Raw genomic sequence first — 12,649 nt, 5'->3', positions numbered from 1 at the left:
CCGGTCCCCATGTCCCTGCCCGCCGCCATTTTCCGCAACGACGAAAGCGCGCGCCAGCTCGTTTTCGACCGGCCGGCCGAGATCATCGTGGCGCACGAAGCCCGGGATTTCCTGCCGGCGCTGGAGGCAGCGCAGGCCGCGCACGACGCCGGCAAATGGTTGGCCGGCTATTTCTCCTACGAGGCCGGCTACCTGCTCGAACCGAAACTCGTTCCCTTGCTGCCGAAGGGACGTCGCGCGCCGCTCATCAGCCTCGGCGTCTTCGATGCTCCGGCCGAAGAAGCAGTGCCGCCGCGCAACACAGCGGCAACGAACGGCCCGATCTTCGATGCAAGGGCGGCCTGGTCGTTCGAGGATTACGAGAAGCGGTTCTCACGGTTGCACCAGCACATCAGGCAAGGCGATTGCTACCAGGGCAATCTGACCTTTCCGGTGCAGGCGCAATGGTCCGGCGACCCGCTGGCCGCCTTCGATGCGCTGACCGAACGCCAGCCGGTGAAGTATGGCGCGCTGGTGGCGCTGGGTGACCCGATCGTGCTGTCGCGCTCGCCCGAACTGTTCTTCGAGATCGATGCAGCGGGGATGATCGAGACCCATCCGATGAAAGGCACGGCACCGCGCGGCGCGACCAAAGCCGAGGACGAGCGGCAGAAGACCTTCCTGCGCAATGACGAAAAGAACCAGGCCGAGAACCGGATGATCGTCGACCTCCTGCGCAACGACATCTCGCTGATCAGCGAGGTCGGCACCTTGGAGGTGCCGGAACTGTTCCGCATCGAGAGCTACCCGACCGTCCACCAGATGGTGAGCGACGTCAGGGCGAAGCTGCTGCCGGGGCTCTCTATCCGCCAGATCTTTGCAGCACTCTTTCCCTGTGGCTCGATCACAGGCGCGCCCAAAATCCGTGCCATGGAGATCCTGCACGATCTGGAGGGCACACCGCGCGACGTCTATTGCGGCGCCATCGGCTGGATTGCACCTGGCGGCACGATGCGTTTTTCCGTGGCGATCCGTACCATCTCGCTCTTTGGCAATGGCGAGGCCGTCTACAATGTCGGCGGCGGCATCGTCTTCGATTCGACGCCTGAGGAGGAGTATCAGGAGTGTCTGCTCAAAGCCCGCTTCGCGACGGGGACACCGCCGATTTCGAGTTGATCGAGACCATGCGCTGGCAGCCCGAGACAGGCTTCCTGCGCTTCGATCGCCACCTTGCGCGCCTCTATGGCTCGGCGGCGGAGCTCGGCTTTGCCTGCGATCCGCAGCGAATAGGCGCCGTGCTCGGCAACGCCATCGACGGCTCCCGAACTGCCATGCGCACGCGCCTCGCTTTGGCGCGCAACGGCGAAGCCACCGCCTCGGCGCAACCCTACGAAGCACTCGCCGCCGACAAGGTCTGGATGCTGCGGCTGGCGCGGACGAGGCTCGATTCCGGCAACACGCTGCTGCGCCACAAGACCAGCCGGCGCCAGCGCTACACACACGCCCGCTCCGAATATCTCGTCACCCAGGCCGACGAGGTGATCCTGGCCAATGAGCGCGGCGAAATCTGCGAAGGCACCATCACCAACGTCTTCGCCGATTTCGGCGATGGCGTGCTGGCAACGCCCCGGCTCGATTGCGGCCTGCTGCCCGGCGTATTGCGCGCCGAGCTTCTGGATGAAGGCCGGGCGCAGGAAGCGATCTACACCTACGACGATCTGAAGTCGGCCAAGGCACTCTTTGTCGGCAATTCGCTGCGCGGCTTGATCCCCGCAAGGCTGGTGTGAGCAGGAGAATGCCATGTTCGTCGTTTCGCTGAACTACAAGGTGCCGTTGACCGAGATCGACCGCTTGCAGGCGGCGCATATCGAATGGCTGAAGGCCTGCTATGCGGAGGGCATCTTCATCGCCTCCGGGCCGAAGAAGCCGCGGACCGGTGGCGTCATCATCGCCCAAGGCCCGCGCGAAATCCTCGACGCCAGGCTGGCTGCCGACCCCTTCGCCAAGGCAGGTGCCGCCGACTATGATGTCACCGAATTCCTGGCCAGGATGACCACCGCCGGTCTCGACGCTTTCAAGGAAGCATGAGCTTGGTCGAGGCCGTGCCCACCCACACCCCCTATGACGGCTCGTCGAAGCTGTTCAACATCGGGCTGAAGCCACTTGAGCCGGCAAACTGGATCGAGGTCGACGACCATCTCCTGCCCTATCTCGCCGAGAAGCGCCGGCTTTATGCTGAAATCCCCGAGCGGGTTTTCGTCGAGGAGGACGGCACGCGCGACGCCCAACAGGAAGTGCTCGACTTGCTCGGCGCATATTTGCCGGAGACATTTCCGAACACGCATCGCCGCACCGATGCGGGCATCGAGGTCGTGGGCGCCGCGAACCACCCTGCTTTGCCTTCGGGCCTTGCCGGCGCGCCGCTGGTCGCAGCCTCGCTGCTGGTCCAGGAAGACCTGATCCTGATGCGCCGCGACGACAGCGGCTGGCGGCTCGCGGCGGGTTCGTTGTGCTTTCCCTCGTCGTGGTCGCTAACCGAAAAATTCGGCAAGCCGCTGCAGCAGATCCACGAGCCCGTGCCGGGCTTCGGCCCGGGCACGCGCCCTGCCGCATTGATCAACCGCATGTTCGACGGCCTGCAGGGCCAGGCGGTCGAGCGCTTCAACTGGTCGATCCAGGCCGACAAGGCGCTCTACCATCCGTTATCGAATGTCGAGCGCATCGACCGCGCCACCAACCGGCCGACACGCTTCCCCGACGGTGACGTCAAGGCGCACGCCTTCATCCGTGTCGAGCGTCAGACGCTGCGCAAATTGCCGTCCTCACGCGACATCCTGTTCACCATCCGCATCCATCTCGACCCGCTCGCCGTGCTGGCGCGGCACCCGGAGCGAGCGACGCTTGCACTGTCCTTTGCCGCCCAGCTCGAAGCGCTCGATCTCGACCAGCTCGACTACAAGGGCCTGACATCGGACCGCGACCGGCTGATCTCAGTCCTTAACCACATGGCGAGCGACGGCTAGCGGCGGGTTAGCGCTTTTCGCTGGTTTATGACAATGATCTGTGATGTAGCGCATGACCGTTGGGCGAAAATGCCCGGGTTTTGCAGGTGTTTGCCTGGCTTTTGCATATGTCCGAAGGAGTGCTCGATAAAATGGCGAATGAAAACTGGCCCGTTTACGGTGAGATCACCGGCCCTGTGGTAATGATCGGCTTCGGCTCGATCGGACGGGGAACGCTGCCGCTCATCGAACGCCATTTCCAGTTCGACAAGTCGCGCATGACGGTCCTCGACCCACGCGATACCGACCGCAAACTGCTCGATGAGCGCGGCATCGCCTTCGTCCAGGAAGCGGTAACAGAGAAGAACTACAAGAAGCTTCTGACGCCGCTGCTGACCAATGGCGGCGGCCAGGGCTTTTGCGTCAATCTGTCGGTCGATACCGGCTCCGTGGACCTGATGCGCCTCTGCCGCAAGCTCGGCGTGCTCTACATCGACACCGTCGTCGAGCCGTGGCTCGGCTTCTATTTCGACGCCAAGGCCGACAATGCAAGCCGCACCAACTATGCGCTGCGCGAAGCGCTGATCAAGGAAAAGCACGACAGACCGGGTGGCGCCACCGCCGTCTCCACCTGCGGCGCCAACCCAGGCATGGTCTCGTGGTTCGTCAAGCAGGCGCTGGTCAATCTCGCCACCGATCTTGGCCTGGAGTTCTCGGAGCCCGCGCAGGAAGACCGCGAGGGCTGGGCGAAGCTGATGAAGAAGGCCGGCGTCAAGGGCATCCACATCGCCGAGCGCGACACCCAGCGCGCCAAGAAGCCGAAGCCGATGGATGTGTTCTGGAACACCTGGTCGGTCGAAGGCTTCATCTCCGAGGGCCTGCAGCCGGCCGAACTCGGCTGGGGCACGCATGAGAAATGGATGCCGAAGAACGCCAAGAAGCACAAGCACGGCTCCAAGGCCGCGATCTATCTGGAGCAGCCCGGCGCCAACACGCGCGTGCGCTCCTGGTGCCCGACACCAGGCCCGCAATACGGCCTGCTGGTGACACACAACGAGGCGATCTCGATCGCCGATTTCTTCACCGTGCGCTCCAAGAAGGGCAAGGTCCAGTACCGCCCCACCTGCCACTATGCCTATCATCCCTGCAACGACGCGATGCTGTCGCTGGACGAGATGTTCGGCGCCGCCGGAAAGCCTCAAGCTGTGCACCATGTGCTTGACGAGAACGAACTGGTCGACGGTGTCGACGAACTGGGCGTCCTGCTCTACGGCCACGACAAGAATGCCTACTGGTATGGCTCGCACCTCTCGCTGGCCGAGGCGCGCAAGCTGGCGCCCTATCAGAACGCCACCGGCATGCAGGTCACCTCGGCGGTTCTGGCCGGCATGGTCTGGGCCCTGGAAAATCCGGACGCCGGCATCGTCGAGGCCGACGAGATGGACTACAAGCGCTGCCTGGAAGTGCAGTCGCCCTATCTTGGACCGGTCGAAGGCCATTACACCGACTGGACGCCGCTCGACAGACGCCCGGGGCTGTTCCCGGAGGACCTCGACCGCAGCGATCCGTGGCAATTCCGCAACATCCTCGTTCGATAGCGCCCAGCAGAACACGCCTCCCTGCCTTGCAATCGCCCGGAAATCGGGCGATTGAAGGCATGCGGACTGAGGAGAGGATTTTCATATGAATATTGCGCGCAAGATTCTTTCGATGAGCGTTGCAGCAGTTGCGTTGGCGGGGCTTGCTGCCTGTACGACCAGCGGGCCCAATGAGCCGCCGATGGCAGCGGCGCCGAAAGGCGTCGAAGGCTCGTGGATCGACGGCACGGGCAAGGCGCTTTCGACATTCAACGGCGGAAAATACAAGACTGTTTCCGCCGAGACCGGAGAGCCGTTCGCCGAGGGCACTTACACCATGACCGGCGCCACATCGCTCGAGATCACCGGCACCTCGTTGATCCGCCACACGCAGATCAACACCAACTGCCTGATGGTGTCCATCAATCAGCTCAACTGCACGGACTCGGCCGGCAAGAACTTCGTGTTTACGCGTCGTACTTGAACCAACGCCGATCGGGCATCAAGATTGGGATGGCGGCCACTGGCCGCCGTCCTTTTTTTGCGCCGGCAAATACCCCCGGTTTTTCACCAGAAAATACCCCAGGTTTTTCGAAAGAAAATACCCCCCGGTTTTGGCTTGCAAACAACCCCCGGCATTTCCGCTTGCGTCAGCCGGAACGCGATGGGAACATGGTCAAAACGCTGGCTGTTATACCCCAGTCAAGCAAAGGCGCTAAAGGCCTCTGGTCAGCCTACCGGGAGACGAAGATGAAGAAGCTTGCCGCCATTGCCGCCCTGTCCGTATCGACGCTTGGCCTGTCGGCCGGCGCATCCTTTGCCGACTACACACTGAACATTTTGCATTTCAATGATTGGCACAGTCGCATCGAAGGCAACAACAAATACGAATCGACCTGTTCGGCCGACGAGGAGACCAAGGGCGAATGCATCGGCGGCGCAGGCCGGCTGATCACGGCGATCGCCCAGGAACGCAAGAAGCTCGAAGGCCAGAACGTGCTGTTGCTCAATGCAGGCGACAGCTTCCAGGGATCGCTGTTCTACACCACCTACAAGGGCGCGGTGGAAGAGGAGTTCCTCAATCAGATAAAACCCGACGCGGTAACACTCGGCAACCACGAGTTCGACGACGGCGAGAGCGCGCTGGTGCCGTACCTCGACAAGGCGAAGTTCCCGATCGTCAGTGCCAATGTCGTGCCCAACGACAAGTCCGGCGCGGCAGGCAAGATCAAGCCGTCGATCGTCGTCGAGGTCGGCGGCCAGAAGATCGGCATTGTCGGTGCAGTCACCAACGACACGCCCGAGCTTGCCTCCCCCGGCCCCAACATCGCGATCGCGGACGACGTCAAGTCGATCACCGCCGAGGTCGAGAAGCTGAAGGCACAAGGCGTCAACAAGATCATCGCCGTGACCCATATCGGCTATAACAGGGAGCGCGACGTCATCGCCAAGATCCCGGGCATCGACGTCGTCGTCGGCGGCCACAGCCATACGCTCTTGTCGAACACCGATCCGAAGGCGGCAGGCCCCTATCCGACGATGGTCGACAATCCCGGCGGCTACAAGGTGCCGGTGGTGCAGGCGGCGTCCTATTCGAAATATCTCGGCGAGTTCAAGATCGTGTTCGACGACAATGGCGTCGTCAAATCCGCAAGCGGCGACCCGATCTATCTCGACAAGTCGATCACGCCGGATCCCGCCGTGCTCGCCCGCATCAAGGAACTTGGCGCGCCGATCGAGGCCCTGAAGAACAAGGAAGTGGCCGAGACCACCGACGTCATCGATGGCAGCCGCGAGAATTGCCGCGCCAAGGAATGCGCGATGGGCAACCTCGTCTCCGACGCCATCCTCGACCGCGTCAAGGGACAGGGCGTCGAGATCGTCATTTCCAATGGCGGCGGCCTGCGTGCTTCGATCGACAAGGGCACCGTCACCATGGGCGAGGTGCTGACCGTGCTGCCGTTCCAGAACACGCTGGCAACCTTCCAGATTTCCGGCAAGGACCTGGTGGCCGGTCTCGAAGGCGGCCTCAGCCAGATCGAGGACGGCGCCGGCCGCTTCCCGCAGGTGGCGGGCCTCAAATATTCCTTCGACAGGTCGGTCGCGCCCAATGCCGGCCGCGTCAAGTCGGTAGAGGTGATGGAGAACGGCGTCTGGACGCCGATCAAACCTGACAAGGACTATCTCGTCGCCACCAACAACTATGTCCGCCAGGGCGGCGACGGCTACAAAATCTTCGCCGAAAAGGCCAAGAACGCCTATGATTACGGCCCCGGCCTCGAACAGGTCGTCGCCGACTATCTCGGCGCCCACCGGCCTTACACACCAAAACTCGACGGCCGCATCACCGAGATCGCCGCGACGGTTGCGGCGGCTCCGGCAGCGCCTGCCGCCGAGCCGGCGAAGCCGGTCGAGCCCGCCAAACCTGCGGAGGCAGCTCCAGCAACTCCGGCTCCGGCTGCAGAACCGGCTAAGCCGGCTGAAGCCGCGCCGGCACCCGCTGAACCGGCAATGCCCGCGCTGCCGGCCAACTCGGGCGATATCGCCGCCACGCCGCCGACAGTACCGGCCGAAACCGCACCGGCGACGCCGGCGCCCGCCGAACCGGCCAAACCAGCCGAGACAGCACCAGCGACCCCGGCACCCGCTCCTGCTGCCGAGCCGGCAAAGCCAGCCGAAAGCAGCCATGTCATCGTCGCCGGCGATACCTATTGGGATCTGGCCAAGAAAGCCTATGGCGACGCGACAAAGTGGAAACAGATCTATGACGCCAACAAGGGCCAAAGGCCCCACCAGCTTAAGCTTGGCGCGACGCTGACCATCCCGGCCAAGTAACATCGCTTCGCCTCTCCAGCGACCAAACCCGCGCGGGAAACCGGGCGGGTTTTGCGTTTTCAAGCTAAGGTGCGGCCAGACGCGGCATTGAAAACCGGCGCGCCATCGCTAGTTTCGCGCCGTGTCCGGAGAACCCTTATGACGCTTTCCACTCCTGTCGATCCCAAAGCCGCGAAGGCCTTCGGCCCATGGCCGGCCGGGCATCCGCCCGTCAAGACCGGCAAAATCGGTGTCATGCTGGTCAATCTCGGCACGCCTGACGGCACCGACTTCAAGCCGATGTGGCGCTATCTCCGGGAATTCCTGTCCGATCCGCGCGTCATCGAGCTCAACAGGGCGATCTGGTATCCGATCCTCTACGGCCTCGTGCTCACCACCCGGCCAAAGAAGTCGGGCGCCAACTACGCCCGGATCTGGAACCAGGAGAAGAACGAGTCGCCGCTGCGCACCTACACGCGCGCGCAATCTGAAAAGCTGGCCGAAGCACTGCGCGACCTGCCCAATGTGGTCGTCGACTGGGCGATGCGCTACGGCAATCCTTCGACGGCAAGCGTCGCCGAGAGGCTGGTCGCGCAAGGCTGCGACCGCATTCTCTCGTTCCCGCTCTATCCCCAGTATTCGGCGACCACCACCGCGACCGCCAACGACCAGTTGTTTCGCGCCCTGATGAAGATGCGCCGTGCACCGGCCATCCGCAGTGTGCCGCCTTACTATGACGAGCCTGTCTACATCGAGGCGCTGGCGCGTTCGATCGAGCAGCATCTGGCGACACTCGATTTCGAGCCGGAGGTGGTCATCACCTCCTATCACGGTATCCCAAAGCCCTATTTCGAGAAGGGTGATCCCTATCACTGTCACTGCCAGAAGACGACGCGTCTGTTGCGTGAACGACTGGGTTGGGATGACAAGAAACTGATCATCACCTTCCAGTCGCGTTTCGGCGCGCAGGAATGGCTGCAGCCCTACACCGACAAAACAGTAGAGAAACTGGGCAAGGACGGCGTCAAGTCGATCGCCGTCGTCAACCCCGGCTTTTCCGTTGACTGCATCGAGACGCTGGACGAGATCGGCCGGGAAGCGGCCGAGACTTTTCATCACGCCGGCGGCAAGAACTTCGCGCATATCCCTTGCCTCAACGACAGCGCCGAAGGCATGGCGGTGATCGAGGCGATGGTGCGGCGTGAACTGTCCGGCTGGGTCTGACACCGGAACAACACCGGTTCCGGAGCGTTGAGCGGCACCCTCCGGAGAATTTGATGCCCCGCAAACTCGACCTCAGAACCGGCCGGCCCGTCTGGTCCGCCTATCGCGTACCTGCCGTGCCGACATCGGCGCTGACCCGCGACGCCAAGACCGACGTGCTGATCATCGGCATGGGCATCAGCGGCGCCATGATGGCCGAGGCGCTGACGGCGGACGGTCATGCCGTGATCTGTATCGACCGGCGCGGGCCGCTGAAAGGCTCGACCGCCGCGACCACGGCGCTTGTCCAATTCGAAATCGACCAGCCGCTTTCAGCGCTCTCGAAGATGATCGGCAAGACCAAGGCACAGCGGGCCTGGCGCCGCTCGCGGCTCGCCGTGACCAATCTTGCTGGCCGTATCGCGGAACTTGGCATCAACTGCGGCCCAACTCGCACCCAGTCACTCTATCTGGCAGGCACGGTGCTGGGTCCTTCGGAACTGCGGGGGAAGCCGACGCGCGACGGCAAGCTGGCATCAAGGCGACCTATCTCACACCGGCCCCACTGGCCGAGCGATACGGCATCGACCGGGACGGCGCTATCCTCAGCCACGACAACATCGCGCTCGACCCGCGCAAGCTGACCGCCGGGTTGCTGCTCAAGGCGCTGGAGCGCAAGGCAGGCTTCCACGCGCCCGTCGAAGCGACGGCGATCGAGGATGGTGCCGACGAGGTGGTCGTGGCCACGAAAGATGGCCCAACCATCACGGCACGGCATCTTGTCCTGGCCACGGGCTACGAACTGGTCGACATCGTGCCGGCGGCCGCCCACCAGATCATCTCGACCTGGGCGATCGCGACACGCCCGCAGCCCCAAAAGCTCTGGCCGCAGGCAGCCTTCATCTGGGAGGCGTCGAATCCCTACCTCTATATGAGGGCCACTGCCGACGGCAGGGTCATCTGCGGCGGCGAGGACGAGGATTTTATCGACGAGACGCGGCGCGATGAACTTATCGCCGACAAGAGTGCCCGCATTGCCGAAAAGCTTGGCCTGATGTTTCCGCATCTCGACGTAAGGCCCGACTTTGCCTGGACCGGCTCCTTCGGCACCACGTCCACCGGCCTACCCTATATCGGCGCCATCCCCAGGCATCCCCGCATCCATGCGGTGATGGGTTATGGCGGCAATGGCATCACCTTTTCGCAGATCGCTTCCGAGATTGTCTCGGCCTCGATCGAGGGGCTTGCCGACACGGATGCAGAGCTGTTCGCCTTCAACCGGTGAGTGCAGACCCGCAAACAATCCATCATCACCTGATTGTAACGCACCTGAAACACACTTAAGTCTTTGGTGAAGTCGGCTGCGCGAGGATGGCTCTCGCGGCCTGCTTCTGAGGGAGAGCCAAATGGATTTCAGTGGTTTCGATATTGCGGTCATTGTTCTTGTCGCGCTTGTCGTGCTGGTGCTGTTCAAAGGCATCAGAACAGTTCCGCAAGGCTACAACTATACCGTCGAACGCTTTGGTCGTTACACCAGGACACTGAGCCCCGGCCTCAACATCATCACGCCGTTCGTTGACCGCATCGGCGCCAAGATGAACATGATGGAGCAGGTGCTCGACGTTCCGAGCCAGGAGATCATCACCCGCGACAACGCCATTGTCGGCGTCGACGGCATCGCTTTTTACCAGATCCTCAATGCGGCCCAGGCCGCCTATCAGGTTGCCGGCCTGCAGAACGCCATTCTCAACCTGACGATGACCAACATCCGTACCGTCATGGGTTCGATGGACCTCGACGAACTGCTGTCGAACCGCGACGCCATCAACGAGCGCCTGCTGCGCGTCGTCGACGAGGCGGCGCATCCGTGGGGCATCAAGATCACCCGCGTCGAGATCAAGGACATCAACCCGCCGGCCAACCTCATCGAATCGATGGGCCGCCAGATGACCGCCGAGCGTAACAAGCGCGCGCAGATCCTCGCCGCCGAGGGCCTCAAGCAGTCGCAGATCCTGGAAGCCGAAGGCCGCAAGGAAGCCGCCTTCCGCGACGCCGAGGCGCGCGAGCGCTCAGCCGAGGCCGAAGCCCGCGCCACCCAGGTGGTGTCGGAAGCCATTTCCAAGGGCGACGTGCAGGCGCTGAACTACTTCGTCGCGCTGAAATACACCGAAGCTCTTGGCAGGATCGGCACGGCCACCAACAGCAAGATCGTGCTGATGCCCTTCGAGGCGTCGTCGCTGATCGGATCGCTCGGCGGCATCGGCGAAATCGCCAAGGAAGTCTTCCGCAGCGAAGGCACGACCGGTTCGCAGAGGCAGGCCGCCCGCCCGCCAGTCGTGCGTCCGACCGATAATTGAAGTCTCCAAGAGAGGAGAACACCATGATCGATCGTGTCATTTCCGAACTCGGCCCGTGGAGCTGGATGGTTCTGGGCTTTGTCCTGCTGGTGATGGAAATCATCGCGCCCGGCATCTTCATGCTGTGGATCGGCATCGCCGCGCTCATCATCGGCGCCGTGTCGCTGCTGATCTGGGATGCGGCATTCTGGACCTGGCAAGTCCAGGTCCTCGCTTTCCTGGCGCTGTCGCTGGTCTCGGCCTATGTCGGCAAGAGGGTGGTCGGCAGCCGCAATGACCCGACCGACCAGCCGCTGCTCAACCGGCGCGGCGCCCAGATGATCGGCCGCATGGCGACACTCGCCGAGCCTATCGCCAACGGTCGCGGCCGCATCAAGCTCGGCGACACACTATGGCGCGTCTCCGGCCCGGACCTGCCAGCCGGCACGCAGGTGCGTGTGACAAGTGCGGCGGATACGGACCTGGAACTGACGGTGGAACGGGTCTGAATTTTCAGCCTGAGCGCCGGCGCACAATGTGTGTTGAGATTCAGGTCAGGCCGAGCCGGAGTCGAAGACGGGCGCGAAGCGACCAAAATGGCTGATACGAGAACCGGAGCGGAGCGTACTTTTCGTACGTGAGCTCAGTTCTACTGCGACGCAATAGAACGGGGAAGCGCAGAAAGCCGCCGTTCGCAGGCCGGCCTCACCTGAATATCAATGCACCTCAGGCTGCGCCGATGCGCAGCAGGTCGTGAAAATGCACCACGCCGAGCGGCATGTTGTTCTTGGTCACCACCAGCGCGCCGATATTGTGCTCGTTGAGCAGCGCGATCGCCGTGCCGGCAAGCGTCTGCGGGTCGACCGTCTTGGGCGTGCGGGTCATCACCTCGTCGACGATGACGTCGGCCAGGTGGCGGTGCAGGTTGCGCGCGACATCGCCGTCGGTGATGATCCCGGCCAATTCGCCATTGGTGTCGACGATGAGGACGCAGCCGACCTTTTTCTGCGACAGCGTCATCACCGCTTCCGGCATCTTGGTGCCGAGAAGCGCCAGCGGAATCTGGTCGCCGACCCGCATGATCTCGGAGACCAGCGTCAGGTTGGCGCCGAGCTGGCCGCCGGGATGGAAGGTGCGGAAATGGTCTGGCGTGAAGCCGCGCGCTTCGAGCAGCGCGATCGCCAGCGCATCGCCGATGACCAGTTGCAGTAATGTCGATGTCGTCGGCGCCAGGCCGTGCGGGCAGGCCTCCGGGGTGCGCGGCAAAAGCAGCACGACGTCGGCCGCACGCGCCAGCGCCGACGTCTCCCCGGCGGTTATGGCGATAAGCGGAATGGAGAAGCGCCTGGAATAGGCGATGATGCCCTTGAGCTCGAGGCTTTCGCCCGACCACGACATGGCGATGATGGCATCGTCCTTGGCGATCATGCCGAGATCGCCATGGTTGGCCTCGACGGGATGGACGAAGAAGGCTGGCGTGCCTGTAGAGGCCAGCGTCGCCGCGATCTTCGAGCCGATATGGCCGCTTTTGCCGACCCCGGTGACGATCAGCCGGCCTTCGATCTTCGAGATCATGTCGACGGCCTGCGCGAAAGGCGCGGCCAGCCCGTTCTCGAGCGCTTCGGCCAGGGCGGCGATCCCGGCCTGCTCGGTTGCCACCGTTCTCAGTGCCGAATCAATCGACGCTTGCCTGTCCAGGGGCTTCTTATCCAGGGATTTCGCATGCATGGGTGATGCG

11 protein-coding genes and 1 pseudogene are annotated in these 12,649 nt (G+C 63.1%); 11 read left to right on the top strand and 1 reads right to left on the bottom strand.

The window, feature by feature from the left end:
- Positions 1-9: 9 nt before the first annotated feature.
- The 11 genes and pseudogenes from AC56QX_RS11895 (at position 10) to AC56QX_RS11845 (ending at position 11,420) form a co-directional block, all read left to right on the top strand.
- The gene (locus tag AC56QX_RS11895; RefSeq protein WP_497116087.1) at positions 10-1,155 is read left to right on the top strand and encodes an aminodeoxychorismate synthase component I; all 1,146 of its coding nucleotides are present in this window, start codon (positions 10-12) and stop codon (positions 1,153-1,155) included.
- Complete coding sequence (locus AC56QX_RS11890; protein ID WP_497116085.1) at positions 1,104-1,766, top strand: aminotransferase class IV family protein; 663 nt, start codon at positions 1,104-1,106, stop codon at positions 1,764-1,766. The genes AC56QX_RS11895 and AC56QX_RS11890 overlap by 52 nt, the downstream gene beginning before the upstream one ends.
- Positions 1,767-1,779: 13 nt before the next feature.
- Positions 1,780-2,067, top strand: a complete 288-nt coding sequence (locus tag AC56QX_RS11885) for a YciI family protein (protein WP_497116084.1) — start codon at positions 1,780-1,782, stop codon at positions 2,065-2,067.
- Positions 2,064-3,002, top strand: coding sequence for a heme-dependent oxidative N-demethylase family protein (locus AC56QX_RS11880; RefSeq protein WP_497116082.1), 939 nt, complete (start codon positions 2,064-2,066; stop codon positions 3,000-3,002). Before AC56QX_RS11885 ends, AC56QX_RS11880 begins: the two co-directional genes overlap by 4 nt.
- A 131-nt stretch (positions 3,003-3,133) precedes the next feature.
- Positions 3,134-4,579 carry a homospermidine synthase gene (locus tag AC56QX_RS11875; RefSeq protein WP_497116081.1) on the top strand — a complete coding sequence of 482 codons (1,446 nt, stop codon included), beginning with the start codon at positions 3,134-3,136 and terminating at the stop codon, positions 4,577-4,579.
- 85 nt (positions 4,580-4,664) lie between these two features.
- Entirely contained in the window at positions 4,665-5,042 is a 378-nt protein-coding gene (gene omp10, locus AC56QX_RS11870) for an outer membrane lipoprotein Omp10 (protein WP_496627862.1), read from the top strand.
- A 266-nt stretch (positions 5,043-5,308) separates the two neighbouring features.
- Positions 5,309-7,393, top strand: coding sequence for a 5'-nucleotidase C-terminal domain-containing protein (locus AC56QX_RS11865; RefSeq protein WP_497116079.1), 2,085 nt, complete (start codon positions 5,309-5,311; stop codon positions 7,391-7,393).
- Positions 7,394-7,531: 138 nt separating this feature from the next.
- Positions 7,532-8,596, top strand: a complete 1,065-nt coding sequence (gene hemH, locus AC56QX_RS11860) for a ferrochelatase (protein ID WP_497116078.1) — start codon at positions 7,532-7,534, stop codon at positions 8,594-8,596.
- 53 nt (positions 8,597-8,649) lie between these two features.
- A pseudogene (locus AC56QX_RS11855) lies at positions 8,650-9,860 on the top strand (NAD(P)/FAD-dependent oxidoreductase).
- 121 nt (positions 9,861-9,981) lie between these two features.
- Positions 9,982-10,932: an SPFH domain-containing protein gene (locus AC56QX_RS11850; RefSeq protein WP_027043125.1), complete on the top strand. Its 951-nt coding sequence runs from the start codon at positions 9,982-9,984 to the stop codon at positions 10,930-10,932.
- 23 nt (positions 10,933-10,955) lie between these two features.
- Entirely contained in the window at positions 10,956-11,420 is a 465-nt protein-coding gene (locus AC56QX_RS11845) for an NfeD family protein (RefSeq protein ID WP_497116077.1), read from the top strand.
- A 217-nt stretch (positions 11,421-11,637) separates the two neighbouring features.
- Here the strand turns inward: AC56QX_RS11845 and AC56QX_RS11840 are convergent, their stop codons facing one another.
- Entirely contained in the window at positions 11,638-12,639 is a 1,002-nt protein-coding gene (locus AC56QX_RS11840; protein ID WP_475457710.1) for a KpsF/GutQ family sugar-phosphate isomerase, read from the bottom strand.
- Positions 12,640-12,649: the final 10 nt, after the last annotated feature.

The sequence above is a fragment of the Mesorhizobium sp. RCAM 06353 genome (assembly GCF_059683585.1).
The sequence above is the reverse complement of the archived record's forward strand: the minus strand, read 5'-3'. Positions and strand labels throughout refer to the sequence as shown.